The organism is Streptomyces sp. NBC_01463 (assembly GCA_036227345.1).
Classification (GTDB): Bacteria; Actinomycetota; Actinomycetes; order Streptomycetales; family Streptomycetaceae; genus Streptomyces.
The window spans coordinates 360,479-378,988 of sequence record CP109468.1 but is presented as its reverse complement, the minus strand read 5'-3'; the positions used below and the strand labels follow the sequence as shown (position 1 = coordinate 378,988).

13 protein-coding genes and 2 pseudogenes are annotated in these 18,510 nt (G+C 70.5%); 8 read left to right on the top strand and 7 right to left on the bottom strand.

The genetic code is table 11. From position 1 onward, the window contains the following. Positions 1 to 85: 85 nt before the first annotated feature. The 5 genes and pseudogenes from OG521_01715 to OG521_01695 all read right to left on the bottom strand — a co-directional run bounded on the left by OG521_01715 (position 86) and on the right by OG521_01695 (position 6,026). A complete protein-coding gene (locus tag OG521_01715; GenBank protein WUW19561.1) occupies positions 86 to 1,462 on the bottom strand; it encodes a VWA domain-containing protein in 1,377 nt (458 codons plus the stop codon). Between the two features lie 79 nt (positions 1,463 to 1,541). Next, positions 1,542 to 2,012 carry a DUF3291 domain-containing protein gene (locus OG521_01710; GenBank protein ID WUW19560.1) on the bottom strand — a complete coding sequence of 157 codons (471 nt, stop codon included), beginning with the start codon at positions 2,010 to 2,012 and terminating at the stop codon, positions 1,542 to 1,544. 49 nt (positions 2,013 to 2,061) lie between these two features. After that, a complete protein-coding gene (locus OG521_01705) occupies positions 2,062 to 2,730 on the bottom strand; it encodes a helix-turn-helix domain-containing protein (GenBank protein WUW19559.1) in 669 nt (222 codons plus the stop codon). A 44-nt stretch (positions 2,731 to 2,774) separates the two neighbouring features. Then, positions 2,775 to 4,996: pseudogene (locus OG521_01700) on the bottom strand (bifunctional glycosyltransferase family 2 protein/CDP-glycerol:glycerophosphate glycerophosphotransferase). Between the two features lie 118 nt (positions 4,997 to 5,114). Beyond that, positions 5,115 to 6,026 carry a LysR family transcriptional regulator gene (locus OG521_01695; GenBank protein ID WUW19558.1) on the bottom strand — a complete coding sequence of 304 codons (912 nt, stop codon included), beginning with the start codon at positions 6,024 to 6,026 and terminating at the stop codon, positions 5,115 to 5,117. 71 nt (positions 6,027 to 6,097) lie between these two features. Between OG521_01695 and OG521_01690 the strand changes: the two genes are divergently transcribed. Next, on the top strand, positions 6,098 to 7,045 hold the full coding sequence (locus tag OG521_01690) for an NAD-dependent epimerase/dehydratase family protein (protein ID WUW19557.1): 948 nt from the start codon (positions 6,098 to 6,100) through the stop codon (positions 7,043 to 7,045). Positions 7,046 to 7,053: 8 nt separating this feature from the next. Further along, positions 7,054 to 7,935: an aldo/keto reductase gene (locus OG521_01685; protein WUW19556.1), complete on the top strand. Its 882-nt coding sequence runs from the start codon at positions 7,054 to 7,056 to the stop codon at positions 7,933 to 7,935. A gap of 62 nt (positions 7,936 to 7,997) precedes the next feature. On the opposite strand, the pseudogene OG521_01680 reads toward OG521_01685, so the two are convergent. Further along, positions 7,998 to 11,199: pseudogene (locus OG521_01680) on the bottom strand (glycoside hydrolase family 78 protein). 221 nt (positions 11,200 to 11,420) lie between these two features. Here OG521_01680 and OG521_01675 point away from each other — a divergent pair. From OG521_01675 to OG521_01650, 6 genes are all read left to right on the top strand, one after another. Next, complete coding sequence (locus tag OG521_01675) at positions 11,421 to 12,917, top strand: sugar ABC transporter ATP-binding protein (protein WUW19555.1); 1,497 nt, start codon at positions 11,421 to 11,423, stop codon at positions 12,915 to 12,917. Further along, a complete protein-coding gene (locus tag OG521_01670) occupies positions 12,914 to 13,954 on the top strand; it encodes an ABC transporter permease (protein WUW19554.1) in 1,041 nt (346 codons plus the stop codon). Before OG521_01675 ends, OG521_01670 begins: the two co-directional genes overlap by 4 nt. Beyond that, positions 13,947 to 14,948 (top strand): ABC transporter permease, encoded by a 1,002-nt coding sequence (locus OG521_01665; protein WUW19553.1) that lies wholly within the window; start codon positions 13,947 to 13,949, stop codon positions 14,946 to 14,948. Before OG521_01670 ends, OG521_01665 begins: the two co-directional genes overlap by 8 nt. 50 nt (positions 14,949 to 14,998) lie before the next feature. Then, positions 14,999 to 16,081: a rhamnose ABC transporter substrate-binding protein gene (gene rhaS, locus OG521_01660; protein ID WUW26544.1), complete on the top strand. Its 1,083-nt coding sequence runs from the start codon at positions 14,999 to 15,001 to the stop codon at positions 16,079 to 16,081. Positions 16,082 to 16,225: 144 nt separating this feature from the next. Next, positions 16,226 to 16,774 (top strand): GNAT family N-acetyltransferase, encoded by a 549-nt coding sequence (locus tag OG521_01655; protein ID WUW19552.1) that lies wholly within the window; start codon positions 16,226 to 16,228, stop codon positions 16,772 to 16,774. A 168-nt stretch (positions 16,775 to 16,942) separates the two neighbouring features. Next, positions 16,943 to 17,686: a methyltransferase domain-containing protein gene (locus OG521_01650; GenBank protein WUW19551.1), complete on the top strand. Its 744-nt coding sequence runs from the start codon at positions 16,943 to 16,945 to the stop codon at positions 17,684 to 17,686. Between the two features lie 14 nt (positions 17,687 to 17,700). Here the strand turns inward: OG521_01650 and OG521_01645 are convergent, their stop codons facing one another. Then, positions 17,701 to 18,507 carry a DUF6461 domain-containing protein gene (locus OG521_01645; GenBank protein WUW19550.1) on the bottom strand — a complete coding sequence of 269 codons (807 nt, stop codon included), beginning with the start codon at positions 18,505 to 18,507 and terminating at the stop codon, positions 17,701 to 17,703. Positions 18,508 to 18,510 lie beyond the last annotated feature (3 nt).

Here is an 18,510-nt window from a genome sequence, read left to right as displayed (position 1 = left end):
CCGGTGGACGTGGGGGACCCGCATCCCGCACGTCCGCCGGCCGCGGGGCGTCGTGCGGGGCCTGCGGGCGGGAGCCGGCGGACGCTCAGCGCAGGATGCCGAGCTGCCGGGCGGCCCTCAGCCAGGACGGGAACTCGGACAGCAGCCGGTCGTACAGTTCCGGGTCGGGGACCTTCTCGATGTCGTCGGCTGCGAAGAAGCCGACGTTGTCGACGCGGCGACCCGGCAGCGTGTCGAAGTACTCGAGTACGCCGTACTGCGACCGTCCGAGCCCGATGAACTGCCAGAACACCGGCTCCTCCACCGCCGCCCGCAGCTCCCGTTCGATCTCGGCGTTGCGGATCACACCGCCGTCCGAGAAGAACAGGACCAGCGTCGGATCGGGCACCGGGTGGTCGCGCACGAAGGCACGCACCTCGGCGATGACCTTCTGCTCCTCGTTCTGGATGCCGACGGCCCGCATGTCCACCTGACCGGGCCGGAGTCCCTTCGGGGGCTTCTTCCGGCCGAAGAGGCTGATCTGTCCCACGCGCACGTGCAGCGACAGCCACTCGGGGAGTTCGCCGATGACGAGGTCGGGCAGCCGGGCGGGGTTGCTGGCGAAGGTCCAGGCCTGCATCTCGCCGTCGTCGTCGAGCTGTGCCGCCACGGCCGCCATGCGCTCGGTGACACCCGCCATCGTGCCGCGCGAGTAGAGCGCGCTCATCGAGCCGGACGCGTCGAGCACGAGAATGACGCGGGCCGTGAGCTTCGGCAGGCCGTGCTTGGTGAGGCTGACCGCGATCTGCTGCTTGCGGAGCGACAGCCGCTTGCGCATGTCGACCGGCAGATTCTCCTCACCCTTGGTGAGCCGTACGGACGGCTCGTCCCGGCCGGAAGCCGCGGGAGCGGAGTGCGGCGGCGCGGACACGGGGGAAGAGACCGGGGCGGGAGCCGTCGCAGGTGGTGCCTCGTCGACGCTGATGCCGAAGTCCGTCGCCAGTCCCGCGAGTCCGCTGGCGTACCCCTGGCCGACTGCACGGAACTTCCATCCGCCGGCGCGGCGGTAGAGCTCACCGCTCACATAGGCGGTCTCCGCGCCGGCCGCCATGTCGAAGCGGGCCAGCTCGGCACCGGAGGCGGCATCGAGCAGACGCAGATGCAGCCCGGGCACCTGCCCGAAGGCGCCACCGTCGGACGAAGCACAGAGGGCGACCCGTTCGACGTCTTCCCCCAGTGCGGCGAGATCGATGTCCAGCGAGTCCGAGCCCGGCTGTTTGCCGAGGTGGCGCACGGCGCCGGAGGCGTGCCGAGGCTGGTTGTAGAAGACGAAGTCGCCGTCGGAACGGACCCGCCCGCTGCCGTTCAGCAGCAGCGCCGAGGCGTCCACATCGGGCACGCCGGGCCCGGCCGACCAGCCCAGGACTGCTCTGACGGCCGGGACCGTCACCGGCATGTTGGCACCCTTGCTCAGTGTCGTCACAGGGACAGTCTGCCTGGCGGTGGCCGGGAAAGCCCAGGTCCCGGATCACGGGGCGACGGCTGACCCGCGAACGCGCCGGTCACCCGGCCGGCGAGCCGACCGGCGCCGGGTGCGGGCTCCGGAAGGTGAAGGCTCCGGGGCCTTCACCTTCCCTCCGGATGAGGGCGACGCGGTCCATCGCCTCCTCGATGCCCGGGCGGTGCCCGGCGGGCACCCACCACAGCGCGAGATGGAATTCGGCGAGCCGCTCGAACCACTCCCGGCGGCGTGCCAGCACCTTGAGGTGCTCGCTGCGGTAGGTGTAGTCCCGCAGCGCCTCGACCGACTCCCAGACCGAGCAGTTGATCAGGAGCATGTCGTCGTCGTTGTCGGGACGCAGATCCGTCGAGTCGGCCCCGTCGTCGTCGACCATGCGCCAGACGAAGCCGGGAGCGTGATCGGCCGCGGCGTTGATCTCCGGGAGCTGTGCGACGAAGTCGGCCAGTTGGGGGCTGTCGAGCGGGGCGAGGATGCGCCCGATGTTGACCTGAGCGAGATGAAAGTCGTTCACGGGGCTCAGCATGCCCGGATGAACCTTCTAAAGTCAATGAATTCTGTTTTTAGACTCCGGTGTGCCCCTGCGTGCTCCTGAGGGACACGCAACACCCGTGCGGGAGGGGGTCCATGGCGGCGATCCAGTCCTGTCCGTCCGGCCGTCCGGCGAGGATGCCCTCGATCCTGGCCAGGTTCATCCCGCAGGCCAGGGCGGGGTACTGGTCGGCCAGCGCGTGGAACGGGCAGTTGTTCAGCCGCCAGGTGTCGCCGTCCCGGAACGGCTCGTAGCCGCGCGACCGCAACGCCTCGACCGGGTCGGCCCCACCGTCCGGGCCGGCCCCCTCCGCCTCTCCGGCCGCCCGCGCCGCCGCCTGCAACTCCCCGTCGAGACCGGCCTGTTCCACCACCTCGGCCAGCAGGTGGCTCGCCGTGTCGTAGGCGCGGGGCGGCAGCGACACCGTCCGCTCGCCCTCGGCCCGCCGGTACAGCTTCGACGGCCGCCCCGAGCCGGGACCGCTGCGCCCCGACAGCCGTCGGAAGCTCACCTCCAGCAGCCCGGCCTCGACCAGCTTGTCCAGATGGAACGCGGCCAGCGAGCGGGAGACCCCGGCGGCCTCGGCCGCGGCATCCCGTCCCACCTCGCCCGGCGCTCCGGTGACGTGCCGGTACAGCCCGCGCCGCACCGGATCACCCAGTACGGCCAACGCCTCAAGGGCGGAATCTTCGCTGCTCACGCTCCGATTCTATAACCAGCGTCCATTGGTCCAGTGTCCTGGAATCAGCGGAGCGAGGGCCGGGGCGCCGGGGTGCGCTCCGCGAGCGGGACGATCGCCGGGCCGGGGTCCTGGCCCAGGAAGAGGCGCCGCACGACGCGCTCGGCGGCGCGCCCGTCGTCGTACTGGCAGAAGCGCTCACGGAAGGCGGCACGCAGCGCTTCGGCCTCGGGGCTGCGCCAACGGCCGCTGCGGAACGCATCGACGAGCTCGTCCTCCGTGGTCGCGACGGTCCCGGGAGTGTCACCGGGGCGGCCCGAGAGGAGGTCGAACGTCACGCCGCGGACGTGGGCGTACGTGTCCCAGTCATGCGCCTCGATGACGATGGGGCGGTCCAGGTTGGCGTAGTCGAAGGTGACGGAGGAGTAGTCGGCTATCAGGGCGTCCGCCGCCAGGCAGAGGTCCTCGACGGCCGGGTGGCGGGACACGTCGATGATGCCGCTCTGTGCGGCCGGCTCGCTCAGGTGCGGGTCGTCCAGGTCGAGGTGGTGGGTGCGGACCAGCAGGACGAAGTCGTCGCCCAGGGACTTCGCCAGCCGTGCCAGGCCGAACGGCGGCGTCCACTCCTTCCGGTATTCGCGGTGGGTCGGCGCGTACAGGAGAGCGGTCCTGCCCTCGGGTATACCGAGCCGGGCACGGATCGCTGCGACCTCCGCCGCTCCGGAGGCGTAGTAGCGGTCATTGCGCGGGTAGCCGGCATCGAGGGAATCGAAGGTGCCGGGGTAGACGCGCTCCCACTGCTCGGTGGAATGCTGGTTGGGCGACAGGCTGAGGTCCCGGCCGTTCACCCCCTCCAGCAGCCGGTCGAAGTCCACGCCCTGCGCGGCGGCCGGATACTCCTGCTGGTCCATGCCCATGCGCTTGAGCGGGGTGCCGTGGTGTGTCTGCAGGTGCACCTGTCCCGGGCGCTTGACGAGATGGTCCGGGAAGCCGGCGTTGCTCACGAAGTACGTGGCCCGGGCCATCACCTCCCAGTAGCGGCGCGAGCCGGGGACGACGTGGTCGATCCCGTCGGGGACCTGGCCGGTGAGTTCCTGGCGTACTAACCAGACGCCGTGCACCTGCGGTGCCAGCTCCTTGGCCTTGTCGAAGACCGCGAGCGGATTGCAGGAGGCAGCCTGTCCCCGTACGAGGTGTAGACGGCGAGGTGAGGATCCAGCGGACGCCGGCGCTGCACGCCGTACAGGCTCACGGACGCGCGTCTGCCGACCTTGCCCGTCGCGTCGAGGACCCTCGTCGGTCCCGCCCGCTTGATGCGCGCGGCCAGCCCCATCGCCTGATAGGCGTGGAACGAGCGCCGGGCCAGGGCCCGCATCTGGATCCCGGTCGCTCCGCCGGGCAGCGTGAAGCCGGCCGGGAGGTGTTCCGCGTAGAAGTCCGCCGTGAGGCCGAAGAACTCCTTGCGGTCGGAGGGTCTGACCCGCTCGGGGCGCTTGAGCGCGAACAGCATGTGGTAAACGGCACGCTCGAACAACAGCGAGTGGGACCAGGCAAGTTCGGAACGCGCGGCGAGGAAGGCGAACAGTCCCTCGTACTGCTCGAAGATGTCGAGTTGCTTGCGCCCGGGCGTCTTCGTGATCGCCCCGTGGCGGCGCTGGCGGTACTCGGCGCCGACCTTGTTCAGACAGCCGATGCGCTCGGCCGTGACCATCGCCATCTGTGTGACCGGCGCGTCCTCGTACAGGCCGGGTGCGTACTGGAAGCCCTGCTCCAGGAAGAACGCGCGGCGGAACGCCTTGTTCCAGGCCACCAGGAACAGATGGATGTACTCCGGCCGGTCCTGGAGGCGGAAGACGTCCGTGCCCGCCCGCTCGAACAGGCCCGTGGACTGGCTGGGGCCGCCCCTGCCGTGCCAGTAGGTGCGCACATGGTCGAAGGCGAGGATGTCCAGCTCCCCGGCCTCGTCGAGCCGGTCGGCCAGCGCCTGCAGCAGTCCGGGGGTGTAGAAGTCGTCGCTGTCGAGGAAGAGGACGTAGTCGCCCTGGGCTCGCTGCAGCCCGGCGTTGCGCGCCCGGCCCAGACCGACGTTCTGGGGGAGGTGCACGGCCTTGACGCGTTCGTCGCGGGCGGCGTACTCGTCGATCACGGCCCCGCAGGAGTCCGGTGAGCAGTCGTCGACAGCGATCACCTCGATGTCCTGGAAGGACTGCTCCAGAACCGAGTCCAGACATTCGTGGAGGTATGCCTGCACCTTGTACACGGGGACGACGACGCTGAAACGAGGCATTCGGGCAACTCCAGGTGAAGTACCGGGGGACCGAGGCCGAGCAGGAGGACTCCTGAGCCCTGTGGAGCGTGGCTCGTGCCCCCTGTGGCACGAGCGAAACAAAGGGCAGGTCTTGCGGTCATCCAGCGTCCGGTACGGCCGCCTCCGTCCTCAGCGCGCCTATCAGGGTGGCCAGTTGGAGGTGGGCGCGGCGGTGGCCGATCGTGGCGACGCCGATGTGCCGGGCCGGTGCGGGGGGCCTGACCGGGACGGCGCGCAGGCCCGGTATCCGCGGTGCCAGCGCGATGGACGGGATCAGCGAGATGCCCATGCCCGCGGCGACGAGGGAGCGGGCGAAGAAGTAGTCGCTCGTCGTGCCGCGCACCTCGGGGTCGAACCCGGCCCGCACCGCGTAACGGCGCAGATACGCCTCGGTCTTGAGACAGCCGAGCACCCACGGCTCGCCCGCCAGTTCGGCGAGACCGAGTTCGTCACGGCCGGCCAGTCGATGCCCCTCGGGCAGCACGACATGCAGCGGGTCGTCCATCAGCGGCGTCCACTCCAGGGCGGGGCTCTGCCCCGGCTGTCCGGGCAGCGGCCCGTCGAAGTGGTAGGCGAGGGCGACGTCCACCGCGCCCTGACGGACCAGGGGAAGACTCTCCTCGGGCTCGAACTCCCGTACATGCAGCACGGTTTCGGGATGGGCCGCGGTCAGCTCGGCGAGGGCGCCGGGGAGCAGCAGCCTGCCGCCACTGGTGAACGTGGCGACGGTGAGCTGGACCCGGCCCGTGCGGAGCTCGGTCACCTGCTGCTGCGCGTGTTCCAGCTCGGCGGCGACCGACTCCGCCGCGCCGACCATGATCCGGCCTGCCGGTGTGAGGGTGACACCGCGCGTGCTCCGCGCGACGACCTGGGAGCCGAGACTCCGTTCCAGAGCGGCCACGTGCTGGGAGACCGCCGAGGGTGTGAGGCGCAGCGATGCCGCCGCCCGGTTGAAGCTGCCGTGTTCCGCCACCGCCCGCAGAACGCGCAGCCGCTGCACATCGATCAACAGTTTTCCTTCATACGGGGCCAGTAAGCCGGTACTTCTGCTGCGTACGGTACGTCTCCAGGATGGAGGGCATGCAAAGAATCTGCGTCATCGGCGGCAGTCGGTACTTCGGAAAGCTCCTGGTTCAGCGGCTGTTCGCGGCCGGGCACCAGGTCACGGTCATCAACCGCGGCTCGACCCCGCCGCCCGCCGGCGTCGAGCACCTCGTCGTCGACCGCGACGACGAGGCGGCCCTCACCGCCGCGCTCGGCACCCGTACGTACGACGTGGTGGTGGACCAGGTCTGCTACACCCCGGTCCAGGCCGCGATCGCCGTCCGCGCCTTCGGCGGCCGCACCCGGCGCTACGTCATGACCTCCACCATCGAGGTCTACGACCCGGCGACCGCCGCCCTGCCTGCCGTCGGCCCGGACACGCCGGTGGCGGAGGACCTCGTGGACCCGGCCGCCTGGCAGGTGAGTCCGGACCTGCCCTGGCACGACGCGACGTATCTGGAGAGCCACTACGCCGAGGGCAAACGACAGGCGGAGGCGGTCTTCACCCGGGACGCCCCCTTCGGGTTCGCCACCGTGCGCAGCGCCCACGTGCTCGGCGGCGGCGCCCAGGAGTTCACCGGACGTCTGGCGTACTACGTCGAACGCGTCGCCCGCGGAACGGAGATCGCCGTGCGCGCCGATGACCTGCCCACGGTCTTCATCCACTACGAGGAACTCGCCGCCCTCCTGTTGTGGGCCGCGACGGCCACCACCTTCACCGGCCCGCTCAACGCCTGCTCCGACGGCCTGCTCGACGCGCGCGCACTCGGCGCGGCCATCGCCGCACGGACCGGCCGGCCACCCGTGTTCCGCACGGTTCCCCCGGACACCCCGGCCGGCCCGTTCTCCGTCGACCGGCACTACGCCATGAGCAACGGCCGTGCCAAGGAACGGGGATTCGTCTTCTCCCGCACGGCCGACTGGCTGCCCGGAGCCGTCACCGAAGCACTCGCCGCATCCACCGACCCCGCCACCCGAGGATGAGTCCCGCCATGGACCACCGCACCATCGGAACGGTCGAGGTCAGCGCCGTCGGCCTGGGCGCCATGCCGCTCTCCATCGAGGGACGCCCGGACGAGTCGCAGGCCGTCGCCACCCTCCACGCCGCTCTCGACGCGGGCATCACGTTCATCGACACCGCCGACAGCTACCACTGGCACGCCGGCGAGAGCGGCCACAACGAACTCCTCATCGCCCGCGCCCTGCGGAGCCACGGCGGCGACACCTCCGGCGTCCTGGTCGCCACCAAGGGCGGCCGCGGCCGTCCCGGCGACGGAACCTGGACGGTCAACGGCACGCCCGACCACCTCAGGCGCGCCGCCGAGGCATCCGCACGGCGCCTGGGCGTCGAGTCGATCGGCCTGTACCAGCTCCACAAGCCGGACCCGGCCGTGCCGTGGGCCGACTCGGTCGGGGCGCTGAGCGACCTGATCGACGCCGGTACGATCCGCGCGGCCGGCATCTCCAACGTGACCACCGGCCAGATCCGCCAGGCGCACGCGATCCTCGGTGACCGGCTGGTCTCCGTACAGAACCGGTACTCTCCCGCGGTGCGCGACAGCGAGCCCGAGTTCCGTCTGTGCGAGCGGCTGGGCCTGGCGTTCCTGCCCTGGAGTCCGCTGGGAGGCATCTCCCGAAGTTCGCTCGACGGCCCGTCGGGACCGGTCTCCGCCGGCACCGCCTTCCACCACGTCGCGGCCGCGCACGGCGTCAGTCCGCAGCAGGTCGCCCTGGCCTGGCTGCTGGCCCGGTCCCCGGTCTCGGTCCCGGTGCCCGGATCCGGCCGCCCGGGATCGATCCGGGACTCGGCCCGCGCCGTGCACCTCACCTTGAGCGAGGCCGAGATGGCGCGGCTCGAGGATGCCCGTCCGTGAGCGCCCGCCCCCGCGGCAGAGGATTCCCGCAGGGCCGGGCGCTGGACGCGGCCGGAGGCCGGTCAGGTGGTGAAGCGGTGTCCCCCCGAACCGGCGGCGAAGACGGCGCACCCGTCCTCCATCCGCAGGAACTCCGCGCTGCCGTGCGAGACGTCCGCCGCGGCCGCGGCCGGAATCCAGACCTCGGCGGTCGTGTTGGCCGGCAGGGTCAGATCGAGCCGGAAACCGTCCGAGGTCTGCTTCCAGTGGGTGCCGACCGGTCCGTGGACGGAGACGAATCGCGCCTCGGCCTCGGTCACCCCGCCGCCGGGGCGCGGCCGCACAAGGATCTTCCGGAAGCCCGGCGCACCCGGGGCGATGCCCGCGATGTTCGCGTACATCCACTCACCCACCGAGCCGTACGCGTAGTGGTTGAAGGAGTTCATGCCCGCGTCCTGGAAGCTTCCGTCCGGCCGTATCGAGTCCCACCGCTCCCACATCGTGGTGGCACCACGGTCGATCTGGTAGCCCCAGCTGGGGAAGGTGCGCTGCATCAGCAGCCGGTACGCGACGTCCGTGTGCCCGGTCGCGGTCAGCACCGGCAGCAGCCGAGGGGTGCCGAGGAAGCCCGTCGACAGATGCCAGTCCTTGGCCCTGATGAGCTCGACGAGCCGGTCGGCGGCCGGCCCGCGCTCGCCGTCCGTCAGGAGATCCATGGACAGCGCCAGGACGTAGGCGGTCTGTGTGTCGCCCTTCACCCGGCCGTCCGCGGAGACATAGGCGGCACGGAAGGCGTCGCGGACACTGCCGGACAGGGAGGTGTACGGGGCCGGGTCCTTGCCGAGCACCTCCGCGGCCCGTGCGACCAGGCCCGCGCTGTACGCGAAGTACGCGGTGGCGATGACGTCCTTCGGCGTCTCGTCCTGGATGTTCAGCCAGTCGCCGTAGCCGGAAGCCGGCCGCAGGAAGCCGGTGCTGTTGCGCTCCAGATAGCCGAGCCACTTCACCATGGAGGGCCAGGACTGCTCCAGGACGCGCACATCCCCGTACGCCTGGTAGAGCGCCCACGGCACCGTGACCCCCGCGTCTCCCCAGCCGGCCGCGCCGCCGCCCATCGAGTCGAGCTGCGGCGCGACATCCGGGAAGGCGCCGTCGTCCGCCTGGCCGTCGCGCAGGTCGACCAGCCATTTGGAGAGGAAGCGCGCCGACTCCATGGTGTAGGCGGCGGTGGGGGCGAAGACGTTGATGTCACCGGTCCAGCCGAGCCGTTCATCGCGTGCGGGAGTGTCGGTGGGCACGGACAGGAAGTTGCCGCGCTGGCCCCAGGTGATGTTGTGGTGCAACTGGTTGAGCAGGGGCGAGTCGGTCGTGAAGTCCATGGTGAAGGGCGCCGATGTGTGGATGACGCGCCCGGTCACGGCCGAGGGCGGGGGAGTGCCGGGATAGCCGGTCACCTCCACGTAGCGGAAGCCGTGGAAGGTGAACCGCGGCTCGTACGTCTCCGTTCCGCCGCCCTTGAGTGTGTACGTGTCCGTGGCGCGGGCCCGTGCGCAGGTTGGCGGTGTAGATCGTGCCGTCGGGGTTGAGCACTTCGGCATGGCGCAGGCGCACGGTGGTTCCGGCGGCCCCCGACACGGTGAGGCGGACGGCGCCGACCATGTTCTGGCCGAGGTCGAAGACGAAGACGCCGGGCTCGGGCTCGGTCACCTTCCGGGTGCTGAGCTCGCGTTCCACGCGGGTGGGCCCGCCGGCCTCGGCGACGAGTCCGGCCGTGACCTCCGCGCCCTCGGCGGCCGGCAGCCACGCCGAGTCGTCGAACCCCGCACCGGTCCAGCCCTTGGTCTCCAGCCGGGCGTCGTACTCCTCGCCCATCAGCAGATCGGCGCCGGTGACGGGCCCGTTCACCACCCGCCAGTCGGTGCCGGACAGCACCCGGCCCGTCGTGCCGTCGGTGTAGGTGATCTCCAGCTGGGCCAGAAAGGCGGGCTCTCCGCCGTACTGGTGCGAGCCGAACCAGGCGATGTTGCCCGCGTACCAGCCGGGCGCGAGCGTCGCCCCGAACGCGTTGGCGCCGGACTTCAGCAGGGCCGTCACGTCGTACGTCTGATACTGGACACGCTTGCGGTAGTCGGTCCAGCCGGGTGCGAGCCGGTCCTCGCCGACCCGTTCGCCGTTGAGATACGCCTCGTACACGCCGAGCGCCGTCGAGTACAGGCGGGCCCGCGCGATCTTCTTGCGCGGGATGCGGAACTCGTGGCGGAGCTGCGTGGCGGGGGAGTGCGCGGGCATCACCTTGCCCCAGGGGCCCGCGCCCCACGGTGCGAGGACCGCGGCGGCGGACCACGAGCCGTCCGCGTACCCGGGAGTGCGCCAGTCGTCCGGCGGCTCCTCGGCGGTGGTCTTCCAGGTGGCATCGGTGGAGTACGTGCGCACACCGTCGGCGGTCGTCAGCTCCAGCAGGCCCAGCAGACCGGCCGGGCTCTCGGTGGCGTTGACGGCGGCGACGGCGATGACGACGGAACCGGCACCCGGGCCGAGTGATCCGGTGAGGTCGACGACGGCGGGGCGGCGCCAGCCCTCGGCCGGGCCGTCCGGTTCGGCACGGGAGACCTCGACGCCGTCGGCGTACGCGGTGTAGCCGTCGTCGGCCGTCATGACCAGACGTGCCCGCGTGACACCGGCCGGCACCTCGACCCGGCCGCGGAACCAGCGGGTGGCGGCGGGGGCGTTGCTCGCCGGGTCGCCCTCGGGGAACCAGATCCACGAGGCGCCGTCCAGCTTCGGGGCGCCGAGCGCCTCCGGCGCCCCGATCCAGCGCGCCGACCAGTCCGAGGCGCCGGTGAGACCGGTCTCCCACCACGACGGCACGCTCCACGCGGAGGCGGCGCCCGTGTCGTCCCAGACGCGCACCGACCAGTAGTAACGGGTGCGCGCCCTGAGGGCCGGGCCCGCGTACGGCACCAGGACCGACCGTTCGGACGCGATCTTGCCGCTGTCCCAGACGTCCGGCTCCGGGAGCCGCTGCGGCGCGGTGGCGACGCGCACCTGATAGGCGGTCTGTTCCCGGCCGGGCAGGTCCGCGGCGAGCGGCCAGCTCATTCTGGGCGCCGGGGTGTCGAGGCCGAGCGGATTGCGGACGTACTCGACGGTCGGTTCGGTCACGCGCAGCGAGCCGCCAGGACTTCTCCTCCCCTCGGCGGCTCCGGCGGCCGGAACTGCTCCGGCGGCGATGGCGGTCCCCAGCGGGGCGGCGATGGTGCCGAGCAGTCGTCTTCTGCTGATCACAGTGAGGGCTCCGTCACGACTCGACGATGAATCGTTTCAGGGTGTGAATCTAGGTAATTGCGACAGTCGCGTCAAGAGTTCGCGTCGACCTTCAGGGGGTTTGAAGATTTCCAAGTCCAACCATTGACTGCGTAGTTGACGCGGGTCTAGCTTCCCTGGGAATTGAATGAAACCTTTCAGATGTAATGGAACGAAACCTCGATGACCGATCGGTGTCAGCCATGAGAGAGCCCCCCGTCCTGGCCGCACAGGGCCTGAGCAAGTCCTTCGGCGCCGTACGCGCCCTCCAGGACGTCTCCCTGGAACTCCGTGCCGGTGAGGCCCACGCCCTCGCGGGTGAGAACGGCGCCGGAAAGTCCACCCTGATCAAGACGCTCGCCGGCGTCCACCGGCCCGACACCGGCACGCTGTTGCTCGACGGAGCCCCGGTCGTGTTCCACGGCCCGGCCGACGCGCGCGACGCGGGCATCGCGGTGATCTACCAGGAGCCGACGCTCTTCCCCGACCTGTCCGTCGCGGAGAACATCTTCATGGGCCGTCAGCCCCGCCGCTCCCTGCGCCGCGTCGACCACCGGGCCGTGCGCACCGAGGCGGCCGCACTCTTCGCCCGCCTCGGCGTGGACCTCGCCCCCGATCAGCCCGCCCGCGGCCTGTCCATCGCCGACCAGCAGATCGTGGAGATCGCCAAGGCGCTCTCGCTCGACGCCCGCGTCCTCATCATGGACGAGCCGACCGCCGCCCTCACCGGGAGCGAAGTGGCCCGCCTCTTCGGCGTCGTGCGCAACTTGCGCGAACAGGGCGCGGCGGTCCTCTTCATCTCCCACCGGATCGAGGAGATCTTCGCCCTCTGCGGACACGTCACCACCCTGCGGGACGGCGCCCTGGTCGCGAGCGAGCCCGTCGAAGACCTCACCGAGGACACTCTCGTACGCCGGATGGTCGGCCGGGACCTCGACGAGCTCTACCCCAAGCAGCCCGCGGAACCGGGCCCCGTGGCACTCAGCGTGCGCAGGCTGACCCGCGAAGGCGTCTTCACCGATGTCTCCTTCGAGGTGCGGCGCGGGGAGATCGTCGGCCTCGCGGGACTGGTCGGCGCGGGCCGCAGCGAGGTGGCCCGGGCGGTGTTCGGCGTGGACCGCTGGGACGGCGGCGAGGTCGAGATCGACGGCCGGCCGCTGGCCAAGGGCGCGCCCAGTCTGGCCATGGCCGCCGGACTCGCCCTCGTGCCCGAGGACCGGCGCGCCCAGGGCCTGGTGATGAACATGTCGATCGCGCGCAACATAGGGCTGACCGGACTGCGCACGACGGCGCGGGCCGGCCTGATGGACCGGGCGGCCGAGCGCGACCGCTCCCTGGACTGGGCGGTCAGACTCCAGGTCAAGTACGCCCGGATCGCCGACGCGGTCGGCACGCTCTCCGGTGGCAACCAGCAGAAGGTCGTCCTCGCCAAATGGCTGGCGACCGGCCCCAAGGTCCTCATCGTCGACGAACCGACCCGCGGGATCGACGTCGGCACCAAGGCGGAGGTGCACCGGCTGCTGTCCCGGCTCGCCGCCGACGGGGTGGCCGTCCTGATGATCTCCTCCGACCTGCCGGAGATCCTCGGTATGGCGGACCGGGTCCTCGTCATGCACGAGGGCCGCATCACCGCGGAGATCCCGCGCAGCCTGGCCACCGAGGAGTCCGTGATGACGGCAGCCACCGGGAGGGCGGCATGACGGTCACGGCACAGCCGCCGGCACCTGCCCTCGATCCCGGGAAGACGGGTGGCAGGCGCCTCGTCGACCTGGTCCTCAAGGTCCGCGAACTCGCCATCCTCCTCGTCTTCCTGGTGATGATCGGCATCACCCAGGCCCGCAACGGCGAGTTCCTCTCCGAACAGGGCATCAAGGACCTCCTGCTCAACGCCACCATCCTGGTCCTGGTCGCGGTGGGCCAGGCCGTCGTCGTCATCACACGGAACGTCGATCTGTCGGTCGGCTCGACGCTCGGCATCAGCGCCTTCGCCGCCGGCACCTATCTGCACGGCGGCGGCAGCCCGGTCATGGCGGTCGTCCTCGCCGTCGCACTGGGCATCGGCTGCGGACTGCTGAACGGGCTGCTCGTCAGCCTCGGCCAGGTCCCGGCGCTCGTCGTCACCCTCGGCACGCTGTACATCATCCGGGGCATCGACTCGATCTGGGTCGGCTCCCGCCAGATCACCGCGTCCGACCTGCCCGGCGGATTCGTCGACTTCGGTTCGGGCGGGCTGTCCGCCGTCCCGTACCTGGCACTGATCGCGCTCGCCGTCGTCGTCGCCACCGCCTTCTACCTGCGGCACTACCCGAGCGGGCGCGAGCTGTACGCGATGGGCTCCAGCCCGGAGGCCGCACGGCTCGCCGGAATCCCCGTACGCAGGCGGATCCTGGCCGCCTACACCGCGTGCGGAGCCCTCGCGGGCCTGTCCGGAGCCCTCTACCTCGCCCGCTTCGGCAACGTGGACAGCTCCACGGGCAGCGGCTACGAACTGACCGTCGTCAGCGCGGTGGTCGTCGGCGGCGTCGTCTTCACGGGCGGCTCCGGCAGCGTCTACGGCGCGGCCCTGGGCGCTCTGCTGCTCACCTCCATCAACAGCGTGCTGCCCGCCCTCGGGGTGAGTTCGGTCTGGGTCCTCGCCATCAACGGCGTGCTGCTCATCCTCGCCATCGCCGTCGACCGGATGGTCGCACTGCGCGTCGCCCGCGCCCTGAAGAAGAGGAACGCCCGCAATGGCTGACTCCCTCGGCACCTCACTCACCCGCGCCGTGCGCTGGGACACGGTCGTCGGCGCGATGCTCCTCGTACTCCTGCTGCTGTCCTTCGGCTTCGTCGACGGATTCGGGAACGCGCTCAACCTGTCGTTCCTGATCGGCAACACGCTGCCGATCGCACTCATCGCCCTGCCGATGACGCTGCTGGTGGTGGCCGGCGAGATCGACCTGTCCGTCGCCTCCACCGCAGGGCTCTCGGGCGCGGTGATGGGCGCGCTGTGGAACGCCGGACTGGCCATCGAGATGATCATCCCGCTGTGTCTGCTGATCGGCGTGGTCTGCGGTCTCGTCAACGGGCTGCTGGTGACCCGGCTCGGGCTGCCCTCCCTCGCCGTCACCATCGGAACCCTGGCCGCCTACCGGGGCATCGCCCAGATCGTGCTCGGCTCCGACGCCGTCACCGATTTCCCCACGCAGTACCTGGACTTCGCCACGGGCCGCATCGGCGACACCTTCGTGCCGTACGCGCTCCTGCCCTTCCTGGTCCTGCTCGCACTAGCCGTCGTCGCCCTGCACGCGACGCCCTTCGGCCGCTCCCTGTTCGCCGTCGGCGCCAACGAGGAGGCCGCCCGGTTCGCCGGGGTCCGCGTCAAGCGCCACAAGCTGTGGCTGTTCGCCGCCACCGGCCTGCTCGCCTCGCTCACCGGCGTCTTCTGGGCGCTGCACTACGCCAGCGCCCGCTACGACAACGCCACCGGACTCGAACTCTCGGTCGTCGCGGCCGTACTGCTCGGCGGCATCGACTTCGACGGCGGCAGGGGCACGCTCGGCGGCGCCGTCGCCGGAGTCGTCCTGCTCGGTGCCCTGCAGAACGTGATGAGTCTGCTCAACGTCTCCGCACAGTCCCAGATCGTCGTCACCGGCGTGCTGCTCGTGGTCTCCGTGCTCGGCCCGCGCGTGGCCCGGCAACTGGCCACCGCCCACGCCGGCCGCAGAGCGCCGACGCCTCCCGCCCCGTGACGCACCGTCATGCACTGCAACGCACCCGTACCTTCCGAAAGGGACCGATGATGTTCTCTCCCGCCCTCCGCCGTGCCTGCGCGGTGCTGGCCGTCACCACTTCGCTCGCCCTCGGCGCCACCGCCTGCGGCGGCACCACCAAGAGCGACGCCAAGAAGGACTCCGGTGCCAAGGCCTCGGACGCCAAGGCCGATCCGAACGCGGCCACCAAGAAGGGCCTCACCGTCGGCTTCCTGCCCAAGCAGGTCAACAACCCGTACTTCACCATCGCCGACAAGGGCGGCGAGGCGGCGCTGAAGACCCTCGGCTCGAAGTACAAGGAGACCGGCCCCAACAGCGGCACCGACACAGCGGGCCAGGTGAGCTACGTCAACACGCTCACACAGCAGCAGGTCGACGCGATCGCCGTGTCCGCACAGGACCCTGGGGCCCTGTGCACCGCGCTCAAGCAGGCCATGAAGAACGGCATCAAGGTCGTCACCTACGACTCCGACACCAACCCCGAGTGCCGGGACGCGTTCGTCTCCCAGGCGAGCGCCGAGGCCCTCGGCCGCACCCAGGTACAACTGCTGGGCAAGCAGCTCGGATACAAGGGCGAGATCGCGATCCTGTCCGCCGGGCAGACGGCCACGAACCAGAACACCTGGATCGACTTCATGAAGGACGAGCTGAAGAAGCCCGCGTACAAGAACATGAAGCTGGTCAAGACGGCCTACGGCAACGACGACGCGCAGCAGTCCTTCCAGCAGACGCAGGGCCTGCTCCAGCAGTACCCGAAGCTCGCCGGTGTCATCTCCCCGACCACCGTCGGCATCAAGGCGGCCGCCCAGTACCTGTCCGGATCCAAGTACAAGGGCAAGGTGAAGCTCACCGGCCTCGGTACTCCGAACGACATGCGGCAGTACGTGAAGAACGGCACCGTCGACGCCTTCGAGCTGTGGGACCCGGCGAAGCTCGGATCCCTTGCCGCCCACACCGCCGTCGCACTGTCCTCGGGCCGGATCACTGGCGCGAAGGGTGAGACGTTCGACGCGGGCGACCTGGGGAAGTTCACCATCGGGGACAAGGGCGTCATCGACCTCGGCGAGCCCACGGTCTTCGACAAGGCGAACATCGACCAGTTCTCGTTCTGAGCGGGACGGCTTTCCGAGGAAGGGGGTGGGCGGGTCCGCGAGGTGACATGGCTCGCGGACCCACCCTCCCCGCAGGTGGTGAGGGCACCGTGGAGTGGATGACGCAGATGATCGTCTCTCCAGGACGGAGCCTAGGATGGGCCCATGCCCCAGATGACGTCGCGGGTGGAGCTGCACCCGCTCACCCTGGCCGACCAGGCCGAGTTCTGCTCGCTCGTACGAGCCAGCGCCGAGCTCCATACCCCGTGGATGCAACTGCCCGGGACCGAGGAGCAGTTCCGGAGCTGGATGGAGCGATTCGGCGACGGCACCAACGAGGGGCTCCTGATCCGCGTCCGGGAGACCGGTGAAGCCGCCGGCATGGTCAACATCAACTCGATCATTCGCGGCCGCTACCAGGGCGCGTCCCTCGGCTATGCGGCCTTCGCCCCGTCCGCGGGACGCGGGTACATGGCCGAGGGGCTCACCGCCACCCTGGAGTACGCCTTCGACGACCTTCGCCTCCACCGGCTGGAGGCCAACATCCAGCCCGCGAACAAGGCGTCGTTGGCCGTGGTGCGGCGGCTGGGCTTCCGGTACGAAGGCCTGTCGCCCTCGTACCTCTACATCGACGGGGCCTGGCGCGACCACGAACGATGGTCCATCACCGCGCCGTCCCCCTGGAAGCCCGACCCTTCCCTTCCCGAGGTCTAAGGGCTGTCCCGCCTGTACGGGGGGACAGGCCGACGCCCGCGTTCTCGTGGTTTCCGCCATGCCTGAGGGGCTGCCAGGCCGGGAGAGACTGCTGGCCAAGGGGCCGCGACCGCCCGAACCCGGCCTGTCGCGCCCACGGCTCGGTGGAAGTACGGGGAGGACGACACGATGAGCGCCCGGCAGCAGTACGACGAGATAGGCGAGGCGTACGAGGGATTCAAGGCCCTGCCTCTGGAGCAGTACGCAGTGGTGCCCAGCTTCCTGGCGATGGTGGGCGACGTGAGCGGGAAGTCCGTCCTCGACCTGGCCTCCGGCACCGGCTTCTACAGCCGTGAGTTCGGGCGGCGCGGCGCCACGGACGTGCTCGGCATCGACATCTCGGGTGAAATGGTGGCGGTGGCACAGCAGTTGGAGGCCGCCGATCCGCTGGGTGTGCGTTACGAGGTGGGCGACGTATCCGAACTGCGCGCCTTCGAGCAGCGCTTCGATGTCGGCCTGGCGGTTCAACTGCTCAGCTACGCGCCCGACATCGCCACCACGGAGCGGATGTGCCGCAACGTGCACCGGAGCCTGCGGCCCGGTGGCGAGCTCTTCGTGCTCAACCAGTCACCCGACTTCCGCTTCGACGGGCCGTCCCCGGACAAGTACGGCTTCCGCAGCGAGCTCACCGGCGAGGAGGTCGAGACCGGACCGCAGGTCCGCATCACGGCGCTGCTCGACCCGCCCGTGTCGTTCGTCGCCAACCGCCCCCGGCGCGAGGTCTACGAGACGTGCCTGAAAGCGGCAGGATTCAGCGAGGTGACCTGGGTCCCCGTCGAGGTGTCCGAGGCCGGCGTGCGCGCGTTCGGCGCGGACCACTGGGCGGACCTCCACGCCAACCCTCCGCTGGAGATGCTGCGCTGCCGAGCCTGACGACCCGGCAGCCTCTATGGCGTAGTGCCCCTGTGCGGGGGTGGCGCGGACTCGCGGCCGCTCCCGCCGGGGTCGGAGGCCGTCGCGGCACCACTCGTGGCGTCGCACTGTGCGGAGGTGGCCGCATATGTTCTGTCGCCGTGCGCATCGGTGATGTCGATGATCACGCCCCTCCACTCCTCGGCGGGTTCCTCCGGTACCTCACCCGTCTGATACACGGCCTCCGCCAGCAGGTCCTCGGTCACCCGGACGCCAGTGAGGCGCTCGGTCAGTGCGAACACCGCCGCCTTCCCGTCCACGCCGGGGTCCTGATCCCCCGTGGGGTTGAGCCCGACTTCGCGCATCACAGCGGTCAGCTCGTCCGGAGTGCTGCCGGACCGGTACGCCGCCGATTCGAAGGTGGTCCGCAGCTCCCCGTCCTCGTACCAGTGGAAGAAGTGCATGGGCTTCCCCCCGTTGCTCGAATGCGACACCGCTCGCGTCCCGGCGGAGAGGGCCTCCATGATGGCGGGCCGTGTCCCCAGGTCGCCGCCGAACTCCAGGGCGAGGGTCCAGTCCCCGCATTCACCGGGCACCGTGAACGCCCCCGCGACGAAGGACTCGGGCCAGGTCTCGTGCCCGAACAACACCTCCGTGTGTTCCTCGATCAGTGCGGCAAGCCCCGAGACCGCATCGCGTGGCACCGCCCCCGCCCTGCGCAGCACTTCCGTCGGCGGCACGCCCCGCACCAGCGTCAGCGTGTATCCGAACTCAAGGGCATACGTGAACAGCGACGACGAGGAACGTATCCAGCCGTAGTCGGCTGCGGTGGACGGGCTCATGCG